Genomic DNA, 23,052 nt, shown 5'->3' with positions numbered 1-23,052 from the left:
GCTCCTTTCTCAAAAACAGGCCCCCGGAAAAGGCCGGGGGATCTGTCTCTCAGTATACCACGGGCCGGCGGGCTTGTTGATAAACAAAAGGTAAACTTTGCGCAAAAAATACACTTTTGCGGCCGGATGCACCCGAAAACAAAGGATGGGCCCTCCAATACAAAAATACAGCCCGGACAAGATCCACGGGATCGTCCGGACTGTCAAATGACTTGATTCTACTTTCTGTGATCTTTTGTGGTTGCATTACGCTTCGTTTTCGGAAGTCTGGGCCAGCAGGGCCTGGATCTGCTCCCGGAGGGTGTCGGCGAATGCCTGCTTGGAATAATACCGCTGGTAAAGGGCGCGGCAGGCGGGGGCCATCCGGGCGGCCAGGCCGGGATGGTCGATCAGCTTGGCCATGGCTTCGGCCAGCTGGCTGGGGCTGTCGCTGTGGTAGACAAAGCCGTCCACCCCCTCGGTGATCAGCCCGGCGGTGCCGGTGTGTTCGGATACGATGCCCGGCTTGCCAAAGATCAGGCCCTCGGTGACAAAGGTGGGCATGGGGTCATCCCGGGAGCTGCACACCGTGCAGGCGCACTGATCCATCAGGGACTTGATCTCGTCCCGGGTCAGGCGTTCCACATAAAAGACGTTGCGGGGATACTCCTCGGCCAGCTGCCGCACCTGGGCCAGCAGCCGCTTGTCGGCCCCCTTGCCCACGAACAGAAAGGCTGCTTTGGCCCGGGTGGAGGCCGGCAGCAGGCGGATGGCCTCCACCAGCACGTCCTGGCCCTTGCGCATTTCAAAGGCCCCCACGCTGACGAACAGGGGAAGCCCCCCTGCATAGCCGATGTCGTAGGGGGAGAAGGTGTCCTGCGCATAGTCGGGCAGGCCGTAGACCAGCTGGCCGATCTCGAAGTCGGGGCGGTGGGTATGCATGGCGGCGGTGGCATGGCTGCCCACCGCGCAGACCCGGATGTTCCGCTCCAGGGTGCGGGGGATCAGGTGGGACAGATAGCCGTAGCCCACAAAGGCGTCGTGCAGCCACCAGAGCACCGGCACCGGCGCACCGTTCAGGGCGCGGATGGCCTTGACCTCCACGATGGTGTTGGCGATGACCAGGTCGGAGGAGATGGCCAGATCCCACAGCATGGAGGAGTTGACGCAGTCGGGGTGGGTGACGGCGGTGGCGCCGGCCTCCACGAACAGGCCCAGCGAACCGCTGTCTCCCGGGCCCAGCACCGCCACTTCGTAGCCCATCTGGAGCAGCACCGGCACGGCGCTGACCAGCACGATGGGCGCGCCGGTCATGTCCAGCACATGGCTGAGCAGCAGGGCCCGTTTGCCATGGGCGGAGAAAATGTCCCCTGCATGGGGCTGGCGGCGATAGCGCAGCAGCGCCTGGGGGATGTGCACCGGATGCCGGGCCAGCCCGGCGGCCAGACACAGCAGGGAAGCGGGGTCGTCGGGGTCACGGGCGGCGGCCCGGCAGCGCTGCAGCAGCTCCCGGGAGAGGACGGCGCACTTGCAGCCCTGGGGCCTGTCCGCGGCGCGATAGACCAGGGTATCCCCCTCAAAGCCGAACACCGCGTCGCAGAAGGCGAAATCCGCCCCGCCCTGCAGCGCCGCCGCAAAATAGGAGAGGGTGGTGCTCAGGCATTCCCCATCCTCGGCCGCCAGCACCACGCCGTCCAGCCCGTCGGGCAGGGCGTCCAGGCTGTCGGTCAGCCGGAACTTGCGGTGGAGCTGTAACTCCATGCTGTAAGCCAGGGCCGTGCAGCGCCCTGGGGCATAGACGGCCAGCCAGGTGCGCTGGGTGTCCTGATAGGGCTGGCTGGCCAGCTGGAACTGCTGGAATTGACTGTAACTGGAATACATAGCATACCTCTTTAGGGCGTATGTTTATTTTTTGCGGCCGAACAGGGCGCGGATGGGAGCAGTCAGCTTCCAGCAGGAGCTGGAGAGCACTGCCTCATAGCTCACCCGGAAGTGCTCTTTCTCCGCGATGGCGGCGGCCAGCTGTTCTTCCAGATGGGCGGCGCGGCGCTCCTGACCGGCCAGCTGTTCGCCATAGTTCTGGGCCAGGGCCCGCTGTGCGTCAGCCGCCGCCGAGGCCTGGGCGGCCCGGTCCTGCATGAGCTGGATGCCCTGGCGCATGGCGTAAAAGACGGTGTCGTCGGCGCCCAGCTGGAGAGGATAGTAGGTGTAGGTGACCGACAGCTTGGTGCCCGCCGGCAGGCCCATGGGACACTCGACCAGGAACTGGGGATCGAAGCTCAAAAACAGGGACTTGTCCTCGTCCAGAGACAGCGCCGAAAGGGGGACGGCCTGGAGCCGCTGGTCGGAAAGGGCGATGCCCGCCACATAGCAGGGCAGCTCCCCGGGGTCCAGACGGATGGCCCTGACTTCCCGCGGCATCTCAAAGATGGCCGAGACGGTGTGGTTGGAGGCCGAATAGGCCGACACCGGCGCGCTGAGGGTATCCTGCTGAGAAAAGCCCAGTCCGTAGTCGTAGTACAACGTCAGCCGGAACAGGGACATATTGTCATAGGTCTCGTGCTTTTCCAGCGCGGCCAACTGCTGTTCCAGGGCCAGGCAGCGCTGGGCCAGCTTGGATACGCCCTGGTCGGAAAGGGAGAGCTGTTCCTCCAGCTCGGCGATCCGTTCCTCTGGAGTCTGTTTGGTTGCAGGGGGCATGAATCTTCACCTCATATCCATAGTGTGCCCGGGCTGAGGGCCCGGGAATCCTTCGCGCAGGGGACATCCGCAAAAAATCATACAAAAAGTTCTGCGGCGGGGGCGGGCCCTGCCGCAGAATACGGGAGACAGGATAACGGCTCAGTGCCGGGCCACATACCGCTGGAAGCGGGCGCGGCTGCGCTCCAGACGGGCCTTTTTGGTCCGGCTGGGGACAAAACGCTTGCGCAGCTCCAGCAGCAGGCAGATCAGCGCCACAAAGCTGCACCGCAGGACGTATTGGGCGCCCAGGCCCAGCAGGGGGCTGGAGACGAACTGGGCCGCAAACAGATACCAGGGCACGGCGATCAGCTCGATGGTGTGGACACAGAAGATGTTGAGAGAGCGGCGGCCCACCGCTTCCAGAGTGTGGGTGAGGAAGTTGTCTGCCCGGGCGCTGAGCCGGACGAACAGGTTGACGATCCACAGGCCGATCATCCCGTTGACGAAGATGCCCACAGGACCCAGGGCCCAGTGGCCCATCGACATATTGTCGGTGGTGCCCGAAAGGATGGCCCCTCCGGCGGAGACGACCATGCACACAAGGGCGGCGGGGAACAGCCAGCGCAGGCGGGGCTGGTCGAACCAGCGGCGCTTTTTGGCCACATGGCCCAGGTACAGATAGGGGACCACCGTCATGCCCTGGGACAGGCAGAAGGGCAGCTCCCACACCAGGCAGGTGCCCCAGCCCAGCACGGCGGTGATGGCCACCGCGGCGGGTATGTACCGCTCAGGGAAGGCGTTGAACAGGATATCCAGGATGATCCAGCCCACCGCCATGGTCAGCAGATACCACATGGGCCCGCAGGAGAAAATGCTCATCCCAAAATAGGTGGAGGTATGGGGAAGGCCCAGCAGAAAGCCGGCCAGGACCTTCTCGCTCTCTGCGACGGCGTCCGTCCAGGAGCCGAAGAAATGGTGGTGCAAAAGCAGATGCAGCCCTGCCGTGGCCAGCGCCGTGTAGAGGAAGGGGGGCAGGATGCCCCGCAGCTGCTGCTGGACGCATTTGCCGATGGAGCGCTTGCGGAAACCGAAACCGCTGGCTATGTAGAAAGCCGACATCAGCGCTTCGCGGTAGATGAACAGCAGAAAGCTGGTGACGCTCAGCCCGCTGCCCAGGTCGATGGAATAGGCTTCGGCTGTGTGTACAAAGATGACGGTGGCCATGCCTATGCCTTTGAACAGGTCAAACATCCCGAGGGAGTTGACGGTACGCGTTTTGGTTCCTTTCATCAAAGGGGTCCTCCTCGCAGAAACAATATTCCTTCCACAGCAGGCCCGCAGAAAAAAGGAAGGATTGGCAGGATATACACATCATACCCGTAGATTATGACAAAGATTTGTTTATTCTAGTATAATGCTTTTTATCCCGGCTGTCAATTTGTATCAGGGTTTTTGGCCGCTTTAAAAAGGTCGGCCGGGCGGGCCAAGCATCAGTTTAACAGAAATTTCGTCCCATCCAAGCGATCGGCAATATTTGCCTCTGAAAAGGTTTTCCAGATGCCTTTTTGACGTTCTGCCGCATCCTATGCAAAGGCGGCGCGGAGTGTGTGCCCCCTTGCGGCCGGCCGCTTTTGCGGCGGCGGCCCATTGACAGCCGGGCAGGGGCGTGGTATGCTGTTGACGTACCTGTAATACAGGTAGACGCAGTCTGCCGCAGACGGGCTTTTTCCGGTTGCAATGGAATGCGCCATCCTATATAATGAATACAATACCGGTGGGCGCCGCAGCCCCACAGACTGGAGGATGAACGATGATCTCGACTGCATACCAGGTAGTCACCAACATGGAAGCCAATCTGGCCGAAAAAATTGCCATCCAATATTACGATGAGGCAAAAGAGGGGGTCGTCAGCATCCGCTACGGCCAGTATGCCCAGGATATCCACCGGGCGGCGGGACTGCTGCTGCATCTGGACCCGGATATCCGCGGCCGGAAGGTCTGCCTGCTGGCCCGCAACAGCTACGATTACCTTGTCAACATCTATGCCATCCTGCTGACAGGCGCGGTGCTGGTGCCTCTGAACCTGAACAAGGACTGGGACGAGATCCGGTATGAGCTGGATCTGGTGGAGCCGGCTTACATTTTCCACGACGGGGAGTTCGCCGACCGGGAGCCCGCCATCCTGGAGGCCTACGGCGGCAGGATGCTGCCCATCGACAGCTACAAGACCTCGGCCTGGAGCGAGACGGGCAGCGAGTGCCCCGACCGGGACGCTTTGTCGGTGATCCTGTTCACCTCGGGCACCACCGGCCGCAGCAAGGGGGTCATGCTCAGCCACCGCAACCTGTTCGCCCCCATGGATTTCTTCTGCCTGCCCTTTGAGGACATCGCCAGGCAGACCGGCTGGGACACCAGCAAGTTCCGCTCTTTCTCGGTGCTGCCCATGTTCCATGTGGCTGCCCTGACCAGCTCCATCTCCTGGGCCATCATGGGCAACACCATCAACCTGTGCAACGACCTGAAGCACTTCTACCGTGACCTGGCCGCCATGGACAGCGAAGTGATGGCGGTGGTGCCGGTGCTGCTGCAAAGCATCCACCGGGATGTGGTGCGGGGCCGCCGGGACCGTCTGGGCAGCCTGAAGGCGCTGACCTGCGGCGCGGCGTCGATGGATGCCGAGACCATGGCCGACCTGATCAAGGCGGGCTTCTTCATCTGCCAGATGTACGGCCTGACCGAGACGGTGGGGGACGGCGCCTGGAACAACTCCCAGGACCTGGCAGACATCCACTCGGTGGGCCTGTGGGACCCCAAGCGGGAATACAAGCTGGACGACGGCGAGCTGTGCATCCGGGGCGACTCGGTGATGATGGGCTATTACAAGGACCCCGAGGGCACCGCCGAGGTGCTGGACGCCGAAGGCTGGCTCCACACCGGCGATTTGGCCCGCATCGATGAGCGGGGCTACATTTTCCTGACCGGGCGCAAAAAGAACGTCATCATCCTGAGCAGCGGCGAGAACGTCAGCCCCGAGGAGCTGGAGGCCAGGCTGAACCAGTGCGAGGGCGTCACCGAGAGCCTGGTGCGGGAAGAAAACGGCAAGATCGGCGCGTTGGTCTACTGCGGCGAGAATGTCCCCGGCGCGGCGGAAAAGGTGCAGGCCTATGTCACCGAGCTCAACCGCACCCTGCCCCTCTACAAGCGCATCTCTGCGGTGCACCTGTCGGACGGCCCCCTGCCCCGCAACGCCGCCGGCAAGCTGCTGCGCAGCTGATATGCATACCTCTGCGGTCCGGATGGGATACTAAATTCGGGCCGCTTTGTGAGCGACCAATACAGAATGAAAGGAAGTTTTGCTATGAGCCGTACTGAGATCATTGCCCAGATCGTGGGCATCCTGGAGGATGTGGCCGAGATCAGCCCCGATGAGGTGTCGGAGGACAGCGTCCTGATGGACGATCTGGACCTGTCGTCCATGGAGATCCTGACCATCGTGGCCGACCTGGAGGAGACCTTCGGCATCCGCATCCCCGAAAAGGAGCTGCGCAGCTTTGTCACCATCAGCGACCTGGCCGACTATCTGAGCACACGGGTGGGCTGATCCATGACAGAAACGATGACCCCCGGCGCCTCCTATATCCTGCAGGGGGCCATGTACTTTTACCGGGACAAGAACATCTATTGCCGGTATCAGTACACCCTGCGGGACGCGGTGGACCCTGCCCTGCTGCAGCAGGCGGTGGACGCCGCCCTGGCCGAGGCGGATTACTTTAAGACAAAACTGGTGCAGGAAAAACGAGAAGTATACCTGGCGCCCAACGACCAGCCCTTTACGGTCTGTCGGGACAGCCGCCTGCGGGCCATGCCCGAGGAGACGGCAGGGTATCTGTTCAATGTGTCCTGCGAGGATCGGGAGCTGTTTTTCGACTGGTTCCACTTCATCGCGGACGGGCACGGGGTGTCCCGGTTCCTCACCCGCATCCTGATGGAATACTGCAACCGGCGGTATGGGACCGGCTTTGCCTGTCCGCCCCTGGCCTCGGCCCCTGCCTACGATATGCAGGCGCTGCTGGCCCACGACCCCACCGCAGATGCCGAGGGCCTGCCCGAGATCCAGCCGGTGGAGGTGGAGGAAGGCCAGCTGCGGCGCAGCATGGTCCGTCTGGACAAACAGAGTCTGGTGGATGCGGCCCTGCGCTGCCAGGTCAAGCCGGTCAGCGCCCTGTTCGGGCTGCTCTGCCTGGCCATCCAGCCCTTCATCGGCCGGGACAAGGTGGAGTACTGTTACTCCACCGATACCCGCCAGGCGGTGGGGGTGCCCGACGCCTTTTACAATTGTGTGGCCTCCTTCCGCAACGGGGTGCAGGCCGGGCCGCAGGTGCGGCTGGCCGACATCGCCGCCGGCATCGACGCTGACCTGCGGGCCAGCATCGACCACCCTCGCCAGCTGGCCCAGATGGCCAAAATGATGAGCTGGGTCTGCCGGGTGGACGCCCTCAAGGCCCCCCTTCGGATCAAGAAGCGGGTGTTCAGCATGGGGGAGCGGATGGGAGACTTCCCGGCGGACTTCTGGATCAGCTATCTGGGAGATCCTCTGGACCCCGACCGCAACTATCCCGCCGCTCTGACCGACTACATCCAGGACTTTGAAGTCTGGGTCCCGCCCGACGGGGCCTCGGTGGGCTTTGAGGTGGCCAGCTTCCGCGGCCAGCTGATCCTCTGCATCCAGGACAAGCTGGGGCGTGCAGGCATCCCCCAGGCCATCCGCTCGGTGATGGAGCGGGAAGGGGTGCGGGTGCTGTCCGCCCAGGATCTGGGCGCCGGACTGCCCGGCCAGGAATAACGCTACATACGAACGACGCAAAAGCGCCCCGGAGAGCAGAACTCTTTGGGGCGCTTTTTTTGATATGGGCGCGGCGGCAAAAAAAGATCTGCGCTTTTTGCAGAAAAAGCGGCCCCTGTCTCGTATTAGTAGACAGAACGGGCCGTTCGCAGCACACACAGGAGGGAGGCGGGGACGCAGTGGTATGACGACGCAGGAATTTACGGCGCTGGTGCGGCAGTATCAGGGCCTTGTCTATACGGTCTGCCACCAGCTGGTGCCCGACGAGGGGGTGGCCCAGGACCTGGCCCAGGAGACCTTTCTGGCGGCCTGGCGGGCCATCGACCGCTGCCCGCCCGGATGTGAGAAACAGTGGCTGGCCCGCATTGCAGCCAACAAGGCCAAGGACCATCTGCGCAGCGCCTGGGCCCGCCGGATGAGCACCCCCGGGGACGATGTGCTGGCGCTGGCCGGCGCCCCTGCCGACCAGGGCCCGGAGGCACAGGCCCTGGCCCAGCTGGGGGCCGAGGAACTGGAACAGAAGATCCTGGCCCTGCGGGAACCTTACCGGACCCCGTGCAGGCTGTGCCTGCTGGAGGGCTACACCCCCGCAGAGGCCGCCCGCATCAGCCGGCGCCCCGAAAAGACCCTGAACGCCCAGCTGTGGCGGGCCAAAAAGATGCTGCGGGCCCAGATCGAACAGGAACAAAACCGGGAAAGGAGGATCGGGGATGGAACTGTTTAGAGAGGACGGATGCCTGACCGACGAGGGGCTGCAGGCCCTGGTCGGGGGCAGCCTGGATGAATGGGGCCGGCTGGAAGCCGCCGAACACCTGTCCTACTGCGACCGGTGTATGGACCGCTATACCGCCCTGCTGACCGGCGCTGTGCTGGAGCAGCCGCCCCGGGACCTGAGCCGCCCGGTGAGCCGGGCCATCCTGATCCGCCTGATGCAGAACGTCTACGGGCGTATGGCGGTGGCAGGGGTGGCGGCAGTGCTGGCGCTGACCATCTGGCGCAGCGGCAATCTGGGGCTGATCCTGGCCCAGGGGGACCCGCTGGAGACTTACACCCCCCAGCAGATCGATCCGCCAGCCTCCACTGTGGTGCCCAAGCCCAAAAACGATCCGCCGCCCCGCCCCGGTGAGGAGGGCGGCATCGCCCAAAAGGCATACCAGGCCGTCACCGGCCTGTGGAACACCCTGACCGGCCCGGACAGCGGGCCCCAAACGACCAACTGATGGGAGAGAGTTTACGATGAAAAAGAATGGTTTTCTCACCTTTTGCTTTGCCTTTATCCCGGGCGCAGGGGAGATGTATCAGGGGTATATGAAGCGGGGGCTGTCCCTGGTGGGGATCTGCGCGGCGGCCATCGGGCTGGGGTCCATCTTTGAGCCGCTGGTGGGCTTTGCCTTTGCCGTCTGCTGCGTGGTGTGGATGTTCAGCTTTTTCGATACCTTTAACCTGCGCAGCCAGCTGCTGGCGGGCACCGCCCCCGCCGACGACTACCTGTTCCACCTGGGCCGCGACCTGGGCCGCGACGAGATGCTGGATAAGCTGCTGTCCCGCCGGCACAAGCTGCTGGGCTGGGCGCTGGTGGCCGTGGGCCTGTACAGCCTGTACGAAGAACTGGTGATGAACTTTCTGCGGGAGCTGTACTGGAACGTGGAGAACAGCTGGATCATCCGGCTGATCTACAATGTGATGGACGAGGTGCCCACCGTGCTGGTCTGCCTGGCCCTGATCGCTCTGGGAGCCTGGCTGGTCAAGGGACCCAAGGCCGGCGGCCCGGCCCGCAGCGACCAGCTGGGGGAGTTCTACGAGTACGGGGAATACACCGAAAAGGAGGAGGACAGCGATGACGGACAAAAAGATTGATCCGGCTTCGGCCGGTTTGCCCAAGGACCCGCCGGAGGCCCCGGCCCAGCAGCCTCCCGGGACGCCCCGGGGCGCCGCGCCCCAGACGCCCAAAGAGGATAACCGCCCGGTGCGCCGGGTGGGCAGCATCACCCTGGGGCTGTGCCTGATGGCGGTGGGCGTGTGCTTCCTGCTGTACTACTTTGTGCCAGGATTCGACTGGCTTTTGGTGTCCAAGGTGGGCGCGCCCCTGGCCCTGGTGGCGTTGGGGGTGGAAGTGATCTGGTGCGCGGCCCATCCCGGCCGGTGGAAGTACGATTTCCTGGCTGTGATCAGCAGCCTGGTGCTGATGAGCGGCGCCTTCTGCCTGACTCTGCTGCCCCTGTTCTGGCAGGAGGTGTCCCCCGAACGGCGCATCCAGACCGAGAGCCTCAAAGACGAATACGAGCAGGCGCTGTATGGATCGCTGCAGGATACGAAGATCCGGCTGTTTTCGGTGCACACCTATATGGATACGGGATATGGCGTGCAGCCGCAGACCCTTGCCGAGCTGAACCAGCCTGGCGTATTCCTGTCGCTGGGGATCGACCTGTATGGGCCTTACGACCGGACGGCCGACTTTGCGAAGGACTGCGCCCTGCTGCGCGACGCCGTAAAGCAGGTGGCGGCCCAGTGGGGCCCGATGCCTGAGAAGATCGAGTTCGAGTGGGTGAACGCAGAAGAAACGGTCAAAATGAGCATCAGCCTGCGGGACCCGGTCCAGATGGACTGGACCGCGGAACAAATGGCCGAGCAGGTCTATTGCTGGCTGGACGACAGTGACGACGCCGTTGAGACCTATCCTGCGGAGGATCTGGCGCAGGAGAACGTTTCGGGCGGCGAAACGGCGCCCGCCGCGCCCGAGTCCCCGGACGCCCCCGCCGCGCCTGCCGCGTCGGATGCAGTGCAGGCCGGTTCGGCCGCCCACGATGTGCCAAAGGCACCGGAGATCCGGGAAGCCGACCCGGTCATGCCCTGAACGGCGTCCGGAACACGCCCGCGATCGAGATAGAGAAAAGCCCCTGCGGTCCGTGGCTGGCGGGCTGCAGGGGCTTTGCTTGTGGTTATTCGGCGATCATCTCGGTGTAGGCCAGGATCAGGGGGCCTACGCCCTTGGCGTCGTTGCAGACCACCGGCTCACTGTAATAGTAGGCCAGGCTGCCGTCCCGGTGCTGGGGGCCGCCCAGACCCGCCACCAGACAGATGCCGTCCAGCTGGAGGCTGCCGTCGGGGTTCTTGGACAGGTATTTGTCGCAGGTGCCGTAGAAGGCTTTCTCGGCCCAGGCGCGCATCCGCTCGGGCAGCAGGCCCAGGCGCACGCCCTTGAGCACCGCGTAGGCGAACAGAGCGGTGCCGCTGGTCTCCAGATAGTTGCCCTCCTCGCCGCCGTGGTCGATCACCTGCCAGAACATACCGGTCTGGGGGTCCTGGTATTTGTGGATGTCCTCGATGGTCTGCTTGAGCATGGCCTGGATGGTGCGGTACTCGTTGTACAGCTGCTCATCCATCCGCTCCAGCACATCCACCATGGCCACCATGAACCAGCCCATGGCCCGCAGCCAGAAGTTGGGGCTGCACCCGGTCACGGGGTCGGCCCAGTACATCGCGCGGCTCTCGTCGTAGCCATGGTAGTACAGGCCGGTCTTTTCATCCCGCATATGCTTCCGGATGTTCATGAACTGGCGGAAGCTGTCGATGCAGCCCCCCATCTTGTTGAAGCGGGTCTCATACTCCATGTAGAAGGGCTGGGCCATGTAGGCGCCGTCCAGCCACACCTGCCAGGGATAGATCTTTTTGTGCCAGAAGTTGCCCTCTTTGGTCCGGGGCTGGCCCTTGAGCTGGCTGTCGATCACCTCGATGGCCTTGCGGTACTTCTCGTCCCCGAAAATGTCGTAGAGGATGAACAGGTTCTTGCCCTGGTTGACGTTGTCCAGGTTGTACTCCTCGGGATCGTAGGTCTTGATGCTGCCGTCGGGCTGCACGAACCAGTCGATGAACTCCCGGGAGAAGTCGAGGTATTTCTTGTCCCCGGTGGTCTTGTACAGGCTCAGGCAGGCGGTGATCATGCAGCCGTCGATGTAGTTCCACTTGTTGGGCTGGCCGCTGCGCACCTTTTCGATGTTCCACATGGGGGCTTCCGCGCTGGAATTGGCGATGAGATAATCCACATACTCGCCCAGCATGGTCAGAATTTCCTGATGGGTCATGGTTCAATCCTCCTCAAAGCTGCCGACATTGGCAAACTGGAGCCGCTCGCCCTCGTATCCCTCGATCTGGACGTTGTGCAGCTCGATCCGGTTGACGTTCTCCGCATAGATGGCCAGCTTTTTCACCGCCGGGCGCCCGTCTGCCATGGCGGCCTGGCCGGCCTGGGCGTTGGGGTCAAAGCTGATGCGGACGTTTTTCATGACCACCTGGCCGATGGGCATTTCGGGCAGGCCGTCAAAGTAGCACCCGGCGTACTGGGCGTCGGTGGCCACGATATCCTCCATGGTCAGGCTGCCCAGCCGGGGGGTGAAGTCGTCCACCGGCATGGCCTGGCGGCACTGGACGTAGTCGCTGTGGCCGTCGGGGTCGCAGAAGTAGAACATATTGATGACGAAGGGCGCTTTGACCCCCCGCATCTCCACATTGTGGAACACCAGTCCGTCGATGACGGCGGTCTTGCCCCGGCCCCGGCGGGTCTTGACCCGCAGGCCACGGTCGGTGTGGTCCATCAGGCACTGGGTGACCACCATGTCCTTGACGCCGCCCGACATCTCGCTGCCGATGACGATGCCGCCGTGGCCCTTGTCCAGCAGGCAGTTGCGGATGACGGTGTTCTTGCAGCTCTTTTTCAGCCGCATCCCCAGGAACACCTTGCTGGCCTTCATGGCGATGCAGTCATCCCCCACGTGGATGTCCGCCCCGATGATGCGGGTGTTGACGCAGCTCTCAGGATCGATGCCGTCGGTGTTGGGAGCGTCGTAGGGGTTGCGGATCTTGAAGTCCAGCAGATCCAGCCCGGTGGAGAACATGGGGTGGATGGTCCAGGAGTAGCTGTTCTTGACCGTCACCCCGTGCAGCACCACATAGCGGCTGTCGGTGATCGAGACGGTGCGGGGCCGCCAGGCGATCTTCTTTTTCTTCACGTCCTGCCACCAGTCCCCGTGCTGGGCGTCGGCGTCGATCTCGCCCTGGCCGGTGATGGTCACATCCTCGGCCTGGGTGATGTTGATGAGGCTGGCCAGGCTGTCCAGGGGGTTGCCCTCCCAGCCGGTCAGATAGTACTCATCCACCTCGTTGTGGCTGCCGATCACACCGGGCAGGATGGGATAGTGGGTGCGGTCGTTGTCGCCCAGGATCACCGCGCCCTGCTCCAGATACAGGGTGGTGTGGCTCTTGAGGAACAGGCTGGCGGTGCGGTAGCGGCCGGCGGGCAGGTAGACGGTGCCGCCCGGCGGGCAGGTGGACAGGGCGGCCTGCAGCTTGGCGGTGTTGTCGGTGACGCCGTCCCCCACCAGTCCGTAGCGGGAGGCGTCCACAAAAAAGCTCTCCTCCCGGGTGACGAAGCTGGCGGTGAGCGTCTCGCCGCCGGCGCGCACGGTCAGGGTGTAGGGATGGGCGGGCTGGAGGGAATAGACCGAAAAGACGTTGGTGTTGCAGGCGTCATAGACCTCTTTACCGTCCAAAAGGACGGTGAAAGGCTCCGCCGGGCGGAAGCACAGGCCGTTTTCCAGCTCAAAGACGGCGCTGCGGGTCATGGCGCGGATCAAGGTCAGTTTCATAAAAAATCATCCTCTCGCTATTGTTTCGGGTGAGCAAAGTGTGCTATGATGGTAAAAACATGGAAAGAAAGGGGGAACAGCCATGAAAAGAGAACCCGACAGTGCCGGGATGCAGGTGCAGCGGCTGCGTCTGGCCGGCCCGGTCTGCCTGCTCCGGGCGGGCAGCGGGGAAGGAGGGCTGTATATGCTGCTGGAGGGCAGCGGCATCCTGCACTGGGGCCAGGGCACGGACAGCGGCCTGGGGGCCGGACCCGGCGCCGTGCTGGTGCTGGGCCGGACCGACTGCGTCTTTGAGCCGGCCGACGGCCGGGCCGTGCTGCTGGGCTGCCGGTTCCCCCTGGAGATGCTCAGCGAAGCCCAGAAAGGGCGGCTATTTGGCTCCGGCAAGCCCCCGCTGGTGCTGATGGGAGAGGCGGCCTGGTGCAAGCAGATCAACACCCTGCTGGAACTCCTGGCCGGCGACTGGGAGAATGCCGACTGCCCCTACCGGCTGTACCTGTCGCTGCTGATCCATTATATCGACCGGCAGGCCGATGCCCAGAGCGGCGGCGGGTCCCGGCCGCGGAATGAGACGGTGGACAAGATCTGCGCCTATCTCATCGCAAACTACAACCAGAAGCTGACCCTGGGCGGGGTGGCGGCCCGGTTCTACCTGTCGCCCTATTATCTCAGCCGCCTGTTCCGCCGGGTGACCGGACAGTCCATCGTGGACTTCATCAATGTGCGCCGGATCGAGGCGGCCCGCCATCTGCTGGAGACCACCGATCTGCGGATCAGCGCGGTGGCCGAGGAGACCGGCTTTTCGACCACCGCCCACTTCCGGCGGGTGTTCCGGGAGCAGGTGGGGGTCAGCCCGGTGCAGTACCGGGCCGTCCACCGGGGCGGCAAAAGCTGACAGCCTTTCACAAAGAATCCCCTGTGCCAAAGGGCGGCACAGGGGATCTGTTTTTCCGTGAGCCATCGCGGGCTCCGGGGCAGGGGGCTTAGCCCTTGACTGCGCCGGCGGAGATACCCTCGACGAACTGATCCTGTGCACAGAAGAAGACGATCAGCTGCGGCAGGATGGAGATCAGGGACAGGGCCAGGATGCGGTTCCACTGGAAGCCGGTATCACCGTCCATCGACAGCTTGACGAACAGGGACATGGGGTACTTGGCGGGGGTGGAAACGTAGAGCAGCGGGCCCATGAAGTCGTTGCAGCTCCACATGAACTGGAACAGAGCGCAGGAGACCAGCGCCGGGCCCAGCATGGGGACGATGACCTTGTACAGCGTCTGGAAGGAGGAGCAGCCGTCGATGGCGGCAGCTTCGTCCAGGTCGCGGGGGACGTTGCGCATGAACTGGATCAGCTGGTAGACGAAGTAGGTCTCAGTCGCAAAGGCGGTGTGCACCCAGATGGCCAGGTAGAAGGGGCTGTTGATCCAGCCGAAGCTGTTGTACAGCAGGAACTGGGGCACGTTCAGAACGACCTGGGGCAGGAACAGAGTGGCCAGCATGATGCTGAACATCAGTTTGCGCCCGGGGAAGTCGAACCGGCCGAAGCCGTAGGCCGCGATGCAGGAGGAGACCACCGTGCAGATGACCTTGGGGATCACGTAGCTGTATGTATTGACCATGGCCTCCAGGATGTTGATGGAGCCGCCGAAGTCGTTCAGCGCGTTGCGGTAGCCGTCCAGGGTGGGGTTCTTGATCCACAGGCTGATGCCTGCGAAGATCTCGCTGTTGTCCTTGAAGGTAGCGCTGACCATCCACAGCAGAGGATAGATCATGATAAAGCCCACCAGGATCAGGACAAAGTATTTAAAGAAGGTAGCGACGCGATGCGCAGCTTTCATTCCCATACGTTTACACCTTACCTTTCATCCGAGTAGTAGACCCACTTCTTCTGGCTGGTGAATGCGATGACCGTCAGCACGCAGACGATGACGAACATGATCCAGGCCAGGGCCGAAGCCATGCCCATCTCGTTCTGCTGGAAGGCGTACTGGTAAACCAGCAGGGAGATCAGGGTCGTCGCGTTGCGGGGGCCGCCGTTGGTGATGATGTAGGGGCCGTTGAACTCCTGGAATGCCTGGCAGATCTGAGTGACCAGGTTGTAGAAGATGATGGGGGTGATCATGGGAACGGTGATGGAGAAGAACTGACGCCACTTGCCTGCGCCGTCGATGGTGGCGGCCTCGTACAGGTCGGCGGGCACGCCCTTCAGAGCGGCCAGGAACAGCACCATGGCCGAGCCGAACTGCCAGATACGCAGGATGCAGATGACCCACAGCGCGTAGCCCGGATCCGACAGCCAGGAGGGACCCTCGAAGTGGCCGAAGGTGACCATCTTGATGACGGTGTTGATCAGGCCGTCATCGCGGAAGACCGCGCGCCACAGCACGGCGATGGCCACAGAGCCGCCCAGGATGGAGGGGATGTAGTAGGCCGTACGGAACGCGTTGACGAACTTGATGTTGAAGTTCAGGATGTAGGCGATGAACAGCGCGAAGATCAGCTTCAGGGGCACGGTGATGAAGGAGTACTGGAAGGTGGTGATCAGCGCCTTGGTGATACGGTTGGTGGTAAAGGCGTCGATGTAGTTCATCAGGCCGTACTCGGAGATGCCCGAGAAGAAGTTCATGTCGGTGAAGCTGTAGAACAGCGACTGGCCGAAGGGGATCGCCTTGAAGACGATGAAGCCGATGATCCAGGGGATCAGATAGAACAGGCCCTGGTATTTGTCGCACCACTTCTGAAACGGTGTGCGCCCGACCGCAGGCGCATTGTTTGCTTTCATCAGGGGATTCCTCCTTTTAGGTGTGATCGGATACAAACATCGGCGAACTGCTGTGAATTTATCAACAAACGGTATGAATACCAGGCAAAAAGCTCTTTTTCTGCCTGAAAAAGAGGGGCACCCGGTTCAAAGGGAACAGGCGCCCCCCGTTTTGATCCATGACAGCAGGGCCGATTTTCTTACAAAAGGAGCCTCAATCGATCCTGGATCAGGCGTTGATGGTGTAGCCAACGCCCTCCATGCCATCCAGCAGGATGTCCACGACGTCAGCGCCGCCGACGCCATCGTAATCCATGGTGTCGAAGACTTCCTGGTAGACGCCGGTGCCGTCTGCCTTCAGGGTGTCATTCTCGAACAGGGGATCCAGCTGGAAGGCGCAGGAGGCCATGACCTTGCTGTTGGCCTCGGCGGTCAGCTCGTTGACGGTGCCGGCGGCCTCAGCGGCAGCCAGACCGGAAGCGGAGGCGGGGATGCCGCACTCGGAACCCATGATGGAGGCGCCTGCGTCCTCGTTCAGCAGGAAGTTGATCAGCATGGCAGCCTCGGCGGGATGCTGGCAGGTCTGGGTGATAGCCAGAGCCATCGAGACCTTGGTGAAGCCGCCGTTGTAGTCGCCGTACTTGATCTCGTCGCCCACGGTGAAGCCGTCGCGGTTCTCGGTGTCCAGGCCCTCCAGATACTTCAGAGCGCCGGAGTCCCACTCAAAGATACCTGCCAGCTGGCCGGTGATCCACTCGTTGGACTGGCTGGCGGCGGTGGAGCCGTTGTTGCCGTAGTAGGTGGGCAGGGGCATGATGACGTGGCGGTCCACCAGGCTCTTGATGAAGTCCAGGCCCTCGATGATCTCATCGCGGGTGTAGTTCAGGGTGGAGGTGGTGGGATCGGCCCAATCCTTGCCGTAGATGGACTCCAGATAGAAGACCATGGCGATCATACGGTCGTAGCCGCCCAGGTGCAGGGGATAGTAGTCCTCGCCCAGGTTGTTCTGGAAGGCCTCGCCTGCGGCGTACAGCTCGTCCAGGGTCTTGGGATACTCGGTGATGCCGGCCTTGTTGAAGCTGGTCATGTTCCAGTAGAAGATACGGCCGGTCATCGAGACAGGCACGGCCTGCTGGGAGTTGGCCACATAGCAGGCGCCCAGAGGACCTTCCTCCCACTGGGAGAAGTCGATGTAGTCGGACACGGTGTTCAGGTCGATGAAGGTCTGGGCGTTGGCGGAGTAGTTGTACAGCCAGTTCCAGTTGATCTGGCAGACATCCTCGGCCACGCCAAACTTGGTGGACATGGTGTCTTCCCAGTCGGACCATGCGGCAAAGGTGGGATTGACGGTGATGTTGGTGTGCTCCTCAGAGAAAGCGGCGATGGCTTCCTGATAGGCGTTGTGGCGGGACTCGCCGCCCCACCAGCTGATGGTCAGGCTGACGTCGCCCTCGGCGGGAGCGGCCACGGAAGCAGCGGTAGAAGCAGTAGAGGAACTGCTGCCGCCGCCGCAGGCAGCCAGCAGACCGGCTGCGCCAACAGCGCCGGTGACCTTCAGGAAGTCACGACGGGAAATTGCGTTGCTCATTGTTTCTCCTCCTAAATAAAAACACAAAACTGATCAGGGACGCCCTGGCCCCTTGTATACAAATGTGATAGCAAAAAACCGCGCCGAGAGAAAGACGCAAATTGTGGTTATACGCGCAAAAACGCGCATATCTTGCTGTGTTTTCAGACCCCTTCGGAACGGCCTTGTTGAAATATCCAAACTTGCGCTGAAAAGTTGTGCAACTTGCATACAACGTGCTTTTGTACAGATTTGCTGGAAAAGAGGGGAGAATCATTTTGAAATTGCTGATATATTAACGATTTTGGGAGAGGCGCGCCCCGGTCCATCCCGGCGCCCAGGACAAGAAAACGCCGCAGCAACGTACTGCGGCGCAAAATGAGATGTCAGCAAAATTTGTGCGGGCGGGCGCGGGACGCCGTCAGGCATCCTGCCCGGCGCGGCGGCGCGCATAAAATGCACGTCTTTCGCGGAAATAGCACTGGGGACACATACTGACGTACTGGACGTCGTTTTCCATGTCGATGGCCACCTGCTCCCCCTCAAAGACGAACTGGCCTGCCACCTTGCGTGCGTTGCAGATGGCTTTGCGCCCGCAGGTGCAGATGGTCTTCATCTCCTCGATGGTGTGGGCCAGCTCCATCAGCCGGGTGGAGCCGGGGAAGCCCTTGAGGGAGAAATCGCTGCGCAGGCCGTAGCAGATCACCGGGACCCCCAGGTCCACCGTGACCATGAACAGCTGCTCGGCCTGGGCCGGGGTAAAGAACTGGCTCTCGTCGCAGAGCACACAGGCCAGGGGCCGGTCGTGGGAGGCGCGGTCGGCTTCCACGGCGGCAAAGATATCGTCCTGGGGCTGGATGAGCAGGTCGGCCTTGCGCCGCACGCCCAGCCGGCTGACCAGTTCGCCCCCGCCCTTGGAGTCCACCTGGGGCTTGAGGATCAGCACCCGCATCCCCTGTTCTTCGTAATTGTGCGCCACCTGCATCAGGGCAGTGCTCTTGCCGCTGTTCATGGCGCCATAACGGAAATAAAGTTTAGCCATACCGTGCCTTTCTTGCAATGCAAAAGCCCGGATGCACCGGGCCGTACGCCGAATGCGGGGCGCAGAAAACCGCGCCCCACCCGGGATGTATGGAATGTGCGTCAACGCTTCAGTCCTGGTTGCGCAGACGGTAGCCCAGGCTCATCAGGCTGTCCCCCAGGTGGACGTTCTCCACCACCGCGTCGGGGTAGGGGACGGACAGGTCGTAGTGGGAAAAGTTCCAAAAGCCCTTGATGCCCAGTTCCACCAGCCGTCCGCTGATCTGCTGGGCCCCGCTGCGGGGCACGCACAGCACCGCCACATGGGGGTTGTGCTGGGCGCAGAAGGACTCCAGGTCGTCGATGTGGCGGATGGGGATGCCGCTGATGCTCTGGCCGATCAGGGCGGGCTCCACATCAAAGGCGGCTATGAGGGTGAAACCGTTGTTGTTGTTGGCGATGAAGCTGCTGACTGCCTTGCCCAGCCGGCCGCAGCCGATCAGGATGGTGGACAGGCGCTGGCCGTCGCCGAACAAAAGGCCCTCCAGGATGGTCAGGAGATTGTCCACCGAATAGCCGATGCCCTGCCGGCCGTTGACGTCGCCGATGCAGTTGAAGTCCTGCCGGACCTGGGATGCGGTGGTGCCCATCTGGGCGGCCAGTTCCCGGGAGGAAATGCTGGTGACCCCCGAGTCCTTCAACGCGCACAGATAGCGGTAATACTTGGGCAGACGCCGGATGACCGGCACCGATGCCTTGACGGACGGATGCATGGCAAGACCCCCCTCTTGCAGTTTGCCCGGAATTTTGGATATCTTTACTGGAAAGTGGATGCCAGGAATGGCCACATTGTCTAATTACTAGTATACAGCATTTGGAGAGAATGTCAAACCCTTGTCAATGTTTTTGAGGAAATTTCATTTTTGTCCGGCGCATCCGGGCGCAAAAAAGCCCCTGCACGAAGCAGGGGGAGCAGCGTGCCGAAAACGACACGCTCCAGGAAAACCCCTTTCCGCCCGCAGCCGCGGACCGGAAATTCCTTGCAAAGCAGGGGACGGGTCAGTTTTCGATCTGCCGGTACAGCCAGCGCATGGCCTCGGACAAGCCGCCCAGCTGGTCGATCAGGCCCTCCTCCACGGCGCGGCGGCCGTCCAGCACGGTGCCCATGTCCATCACCAGCTCACCGGTGTGGAGCATCAGCTGGTTGAAGCGGTCGGCGCTCATCCGGCTGTGGCCTGCCACAAAACCGGTGATCCGCTCCTGCATCTGCTCAAACCAGCGCATGGTCTGGGGCACCCCGAGGATCATCCCCGAATGGCGCACCGGGTGCACGGTCATGGTGGCGGTAGGGACGATGAAACTGCGTCGGGCGCTGACCGCCAGAGGGATGCCGATGGAATGTCCGCCTCCCAGCACCAGGGTGGCGCTGGGCTTGGAGATGCTGGCGATCAGCTCGGCCAGGGCCAGCCCGGCCTCCACATCGCCACCCACCGTGTTCAGCAGTACCAGCAGCCCCTCGATGGCGGGATCTTCCTGCACGGCCACCAGCTGGGGGATGACGTGCTCGTATTTGGTGGTCTTTTGGCCCTGGGGGGCCTCCACATGACCCTCCACCTGCCCGATGACGGTGAGACAATGGATGGTGTGGGCGCCTTTGGTCAGGTTGAGGGCGCCCAGCTCCTCCAGCTGGCTCTGCTCAAAGGCGCGGCGGTCGGTGTCGGCGCTGACGGCTGCGGCCTCGGCTTCCCCCGCGGAAGCCTGGGGATTTGGATTCTTCTTTTTGCTCATACGATGCGGGCCTCCTTTTTGTTCAGGATGCCCGGAACCGCCGCCGGATATGCCAGAGGGGAAAAAGGCCCTGCCTTGCCCCGATTTTGTAACAAAAAGTTCAAAATGTTGACTTTCCCTCTTGCATCCGGCCCGTGATACAGATACAATAGAGGAGCGACTTTTCGCTCAAAAATCACAGAAAGAAAAGAGGAAAATCATGAAACGTGAAACCTTTGGCTCGCGGCTGGGATTCATCCTGGTCAGCGCCGGCTGTGCCATCGGCATCGGGAACGTGTGGCGGTTCCCGTTCCTGGCCGGGCAGAACGGCGGCGGCCTGTTCGTCCTGTTCTACCTGATGTTCCTGATCATCATGGGCGTGCCCGTTTTGACCATGGAGCTGGCCGTGGGCCGCGCCAGCGGCAAGAGCGCGGTGCAGGGCTATAAGGCCCTGGAGCCTGCCGGCAGCAAGTGGCACATCCACGGCTGGTTCTGCATGGCAGGCTGCTACTTGCTGATGATGTACTACACCACTGTGGCCGGCTGGATGCTGGACTACTTCGTCAAGTTTGCCTCCGGGCAGCTGGTGGGGATGGAGAGCGGCGCCGCTTCGGACGTGTTCAACACCATGCTGGCCAACCCCGCGGAAATGGGCATCTGCATGGTGCTGGTGGTGGTCGCCGGCTTTGCGGTGGTCAGCTTCGGGCTGCAGAACGGCCTGGAGCGGATCAGCAAGTGGATGATGATCGCCCTGCTGGCCCTCATCGTCATCCTGGCGGTGAACAGCGTGCTGCTGCCCGGCTCGGGCGCAGGCGTCCAGTTCTACCTGCTGCCCAGCGTCGAGCGCGCCGCCCAGGTGGGCATCGGCAATGTGGCGATGAACGCCATGAACCAGTCCTTCTTCACCCTCAGCCTGGGCATTGCCGCCATGGAGATTTTCGGCAGCTACATGAAGCGGGATCACACCCTGCCCGGCGAGGCCATCCGCATCTGCGTGCTGGACACCTTTGTGGCCCTCATGAGCGGCATGATCATCTTCCCGGCCTGCTTTGCCTACGGCGTCCAGCCCGACCAGGGCCCCTCGCTGATCTTCATCACCCTGACCGAGGTGTTTGTGGATATGCCCGCAGGCCGGCTGTGGGGCAGCCTGTTCTTTGTGTTCATGTTCTTCGCCAGCTTTACCACCGTCATTGCGGTGTTCGAGAACCTGCTGGCCATCTGCTGTGATAACTTTGGCTGGAGCCGCAAGAAATCCTGCGGCATCAACCTGATCTTTGTGCTGGTGGCCAGCGTCCCCTGTGTGCTGGGCTACAACATCTGGAGCGGCCTGACCTTCCTGGGCGGCAAGAATGTGCTGGATACCGAGGACTTCCTGGTCAGTAACCTGCTGCTGCCCATCGGCTCGCTGATCTTCCTGCTGTTCTGCGTGTCCAAGTGGGGCTGGGGCTACGACAAGTACTGCGCCGAGGCCAACACCGGCGAGGGCATCAAGCTGCCCAAGTCCCGCTGGTTCAAGCGGTATCTGCAGTTCGTTCTGCCCATCCTGATCATCATCATCCTGGTGCAGGGCCTGATCTGAGCAGCGATAAAACGGAACGAAACCAACGAGGCCCGCCCGGACACACCGTCCGGACGGGTCTTTTTGTACCTGTGCGCAGCTCAGAACAGCCCGAAAAAGCTGATCTGGTTGACCCCCAGAAAGACGAACAGAACGATCAGAGCCACCAGCACCCCGATCAGGATATCCATTTGGTGGACGCTGAGGGGGAAGTGGTCGTAGATCTTCTCCTTGGAGTTCTTGAAATGGGGGTCGCCGTTGTTCAGCAGGCTGTGTTTGCCTTCGTCGGTATGGGCGGCCTGGGCCTCCCGGGCCTCCAGCTCGGCTTCCCGGGCAGCCAGCGCCGCCTCCCGTGCGGCCAGGTCTGCCTCCCGCTGCTCCTGGGTGCGCTCGTCGTGTTCAGGCATGGCAGTTCCCTCCTTTTGCAGATATTGTAAGTATAAATCCTCCCGGCGCAAAACGCAACCGTCCGGGCTGCAAAAAAGGGGGCCGCCGGCGTGCCGGCAGCCCCATAGAGGATGCGTTTGAAAAGCGCGGGGATCACTTCTTGGCCAGGTACTTGCGGATATCGATGGCCACAGCCAGGATGATGACAAGGCCCTGGACGATGTAGGTGTAGGAGGAGTTCACGTTCATGAACTGCAGAGCCACCTTCATCAGCTCGAAGACCAGCACGCCCACCAGGATGCCGGGCACGGTGCCCACGCCGCCGGTGGTGGAAACGCCGCCGATGGTGGCAGCTGCGATGGCGTCCAGCTCATAGCTCTGGGCGGTGTTGACCGATGCACCGCCGGACTTGGCAGCCAGCAGGCAGCCGGCCAGACCGAACATGCAGGAAGCCAGCACATAGATGCGGATCTTGGTGGCGGCCACGTTGACGCCGGCCACCTCAGCGGCTGCCTCGTTGCCGCCGATGGCGTACATGTACTTGCCGTGGCGGGTCTTGTTGTACAGGAACCAGAAGCAGACAGCCACGATGATGGCAATCCAGATCAGAACGGGGATGAACAGGATGGTATCGGATGCCAGGGAGGTGAAGTCACGGTTCAGAGAGCCGATGGGGGTACCGCCGGTGTAGACCAGGCAGATGCCGTAGACCACCTGCTGCATGCCCAGGGTAGCGATGAAGGGCTGCACCCGCAGGTAAGAGACCACCAGGCCGTTGCACAGGCCGACCACCGCGCAGATGGCCACCACCAGCAGGAACACCACGGGGGTGGGCAGGGTGGGCAGGCC

22 protein-coding genes are annotated in these 23,052 nt (G+C 62.3%); 9 read left to right on the top strand and 13 right to left on the bottom strand.

The window, feature by feature from the left end; genetic code table 11:
* Window positions 1-246: 246 nt before the first annotated feature.
* The 3 genes from B5E66_RS11270 to B5E66_RS11260 all read right to left on the bottom strand — a co-directional run bounded on the left by B5E66_RS11270 (window position 247) and on the right by B5E66_RS11260 (window position 3,951).
* The gene (locus B5E66_RS11270; RefSeq protein WP_087233057.1) at window positions 247-1,860 is read right to left on the bottom strand and encodes a glycosyltransferase family 4 protein; all 1,614 of its coding nucleotides are present in this window, start codon (window positions 1,858-1,860) and stop codon (window positions 247-249) included.
* 24 nt (window positions 1,861-1,884) lie between these two features.
* A complete protein-coding gene (locus B5E66_RS11265) occupies window positions 1,885-2,679 on the bottom strand; it encodes a hypothetical protein (RefSeq protein WP_087233054.1) in 795 nt (264 codons plus the stop codon).
* A 141-nt stretch (window positions 2,680-2,820) separates the two neighbouring features.
* Window positions 2,821-3,951 carry an acyltransferase family protein gene (locus B5E66_RS11260; RefSeq protein WP_087233051.1) on the bottom strand — a complete coding sequence of 377 codons (1,131 nt, stop codon included), beginning with the start codon at window positions 3,949-3,951 and terminating at the stop codon, window positions 2,821-2,823.
* Between the two features lie 520 nt (window positions 3,952-4,471).
* Between B5E66_RS11260 and B5E66_RS11255 the strand changes: the two genes are divergently transcribed.
* From B5E66_RS11255 to B5E66_RS11225, 7 genes are all read left to right on the top strand, one after another.
* On the top strand, window positions 4,472-5,935 hold the full coding sequence (locus tag B5E66_RS11255; protein WP_242958167.1) for a class I adenylate-forming enzyme family protein: 1,464 nt from the start codon (window positions 4,472-4,474) through the stop codon (window positions 5,933-5,935).
* Between the two features lie 84 nt (window positions 5,936-6,019).
* Window positions 6,020-6,262: an acyl carrier protein gene (locus B5E66_RS11250; RefSeq protein WP_087233048.1), complete on the top strand. Its 243-nt coding sequence runs from the start codon at window positions 6,020-6,022 to the stop codon at window positions 6,260-6,262.
* 3 nt (window positions 6,263-6,265) lie between these two features.
* Window positions 6,266-7,504, top strand: a complete 1,239-nt coding sequence (locus B5E66_RS11245) for a hypothetical protein (RefSeq protein ID WP_242958166.1) — start codon at window positions 6,266-6,268, stop codon at window positions 7,502-7,504.
* Between the two features lie 184 nt (window positions 7,505-7,688).
* Window positions 7,689-8,228 (top strand): RNA polymerase sigma factor, encoded by a 540-nt coding sequence (locus B5E66_RS11240; RefSeq protein ID WP_206393090.1) that lies wholly within the window; start codon window positions 7,689-7,691, stop codon window positions 8,226-8,228.
* Entirely contained in the window at window positions 8,215-8,724 is a 510-nt protein-coding gene (locus B5E66_RS13250) for a hypothetical protein (protein WP_206393086.1), read from the top strand. Before B5E66_RS11240 ends, B5E66_RS13250 begins: the two co-directional genes overlap by 14 nt.
* A gap of 16 nt (window positions 8,725-8,740) precedes the next feature.
* The gene (locus B5E66_RS11230; RefSeq protein ID WP_087233045.1) at window positions 8,741-9,361 is read left to right on the top strand and encodes a hypothetical protein; all 621 of its coding nucleotides are present in this window, start codon (window positions 8,741-8,743) and stop codon (window positions 9,359-9,361) included.
* The gene (locus tag B5E66_RS11225; protein WP_087233042.1) at window positions 9,342-10,358 is read left to right on the top strand and encodes a hypothetical protein; all 1,017 of its coding nucleotides are present in this window, start codon (window positions 9,342-9,344) and stop codon (window positions 10,356-10,358) included. Before B5E66_RS11230 ends, B5E66_RS11225 begins: the two co-directional genes overlap by 20 nt.
* 85 nt (window positions 10,359-10,443) lie before the next feature.
* Here B5E66_RS11225 and B5E66_RS11220 read toward each other — a convergent pair whose 3' ends face one another.
* Both B5E66_RS11220 and B5E66_RS11215 read right to left on the bottom strand, forming a co-directional pair.
* Window positions 10,444-11,586: a glycoside hydrolase family 88/105 protein gene (locus B5E66_RS11220; RefSeq protein ID WP_087233039.1), complete on the bottom strand. Its 1,143-nt coding sequence runs from the start codon at window positions 11,584-11,586 to the stop codon at window positions 10,444-10,446.
* Between the two features lie 3 nt (window positions 11,587-11,589).
* Window positions 11,590-13,146, bottom strand: coding sequence for a glycoside hydrolase family 28 protein (locus B5E66_RS11215; protein WP_087233036.1), 1,557 nt, complete (start codon window positions 13,144-13,146; stop codon window positions 11,590-11,592).
* 82 nt (window positions 13,147-13,228) lie between these two features.
* On the opposite strand from B5E66_RS11215, the gene B5E66_RS11210 reads away from it, so the two are divergent.
* Window positions 13,229-14,041, top strand: a complete 813-nt coding sequence (locus tag B5E66_RS11210; RefSeq protein WP_242958165.1) for a helix-turn-helix domain-containing protein — start codon at window positions 13,229-13,231, stop codon at window positions 14,039-14,041.
* A gap of 88 nt (window positions 14,042-14,129) precedes the next feature.
* Here B5E66_RS11210 and B5E66_RS11205 read toward each other — a convergent pair whose 3' ends face one another.
* From B5E66_RS11205 to B5E66_RS11180, 6 genes are all read right to left on the bottom strand, one after another.
* Window positions 14,130-14,981 (bottom strand): carbohydrate ABC transporter permease, encoded by an 852-nt coding sequence (locus B5E66_RS11205; RefSeq protein ID WP_446718512.1) that lies wholly within the window; start codon window positions 14,979-14,981, stop codon window positions 14,130-14,132.
* Between the two features lie 17 nt (window positions 14,982-14,998).
* Window positions 14,999-15,925 carry a carbohydrate ABC transporter permease gene (locus tag B5E66_RS11200; RefSeq protein ID WP_087233030.1) on the bottom strand — a complete coding sequence of 309 codons (927 nt, stop codon included), beginning with the start codon at window positions 15,923-15,925 and terminating at the stop codon, window positions 14,999-15,001.
* Between the two features lie 208 nt (window positions 15,926-16,133).
* A complete protein-coding gene (locus tag B5E66_RS11195) occupies window positions 16,134-17,492 on the bottom strand; it encodes an ABC transporter substrate-binding protein (RefSeq protein WP_087233028.1) in 1,359 nt (452 codons plus the stop codon).
* 400 nt (window positions 17,493-17,892) lie between these two features.
* Window positions 17,893-18,513 carry a thymidine kinase gene (locus tag B5E66_RS11190; protein WP_087233025.1) on the bottom strand — a complete coding sequence of 207 codons (621 nt, stop codon included), beginning with the start codon at window positions 18,511-18,513 and terminating at the stop codon, window positions 17,893-17,895.
* Between the two features lie 109 nt (window positions 18,514-18,622).
* Window positions 18,623-19,264, bottom strand: a complete 642-nt coding sequence (locus tag B5E66_RS11185) for a redox-sensing transcriptional repressor Rex (protein ID WP_087233022.1) — start codon at window positions 19,262-19,264, stop codon at window positions 18,623-18,625.
* 286 nt (window positions 19,265-19,550) lie between these two features.
* Window positions 19,551-20,279, bottom strand: coding sequence for a ClpP family protease (locus B5E66_RS11180; RefSeq protein ID WP_087233019.1), 729 nt, complete (start codon window positions 20,277-20,279; stop codon window positions 19,551-19,553).
* Between the two features lie 199 nt (window positions 20,280-20,478).
* Here B5E66_RS11180 and B5E66_RS11175 point away from each other — a divergent pair, with 199 nt between their 5' ends.
* Window positions 20,479-21,837: a sodium-dependent transporter gene (locus B5E66_RS11175; RefSeq protein ID WP_087233016.1), complete on the top strand. Its 1,359-nt coding sequence runs from the start codon at window positions 20,479-20,481 to the stop codon at window positions 21,835-21,837.
* Between the two features lie 80 nt (window positions 21,838-21,917).
* Here the strand turns inward: B5E66_RS11175 and B5E66_RS11170 are convergent, their stop codons facing one another.
* Window positions 21,918-22,223: a hypothetical protein gene (locus tag B5E66_RS11170; RefSeq protein WP_087233013.1), complete on the bottom strand. Its 306-nt coding sequence runs from the start codon at window positions 22,221-22,223 to the stop codon at window positions 21,918-21,920.
* Between the two features lie 133 nt (window positions 22,224-22,356).
* On the bottom strand, window positions 22,357-23,052 hold a 696-nt coding region (locus B5E66_RS11165), incomplete at its 5' end, for an ABC transporter permease subunit (protein ID WP_143406986.1).

Source organism: Faecalibacterium sp. An121 (assembly GCF_002160915.1).
Lineage (GTDB): Bacteria > Bacillota > Clostridia > Oscillospirales > Ruminococcaceae > Faecalibacterium > Faecalibacterium avium.
The sequence above is the reverse complement of the archived record's forward strand: the minus strand, read 5'-3'. Positions and strand labels throughout refer to the sequence as shown.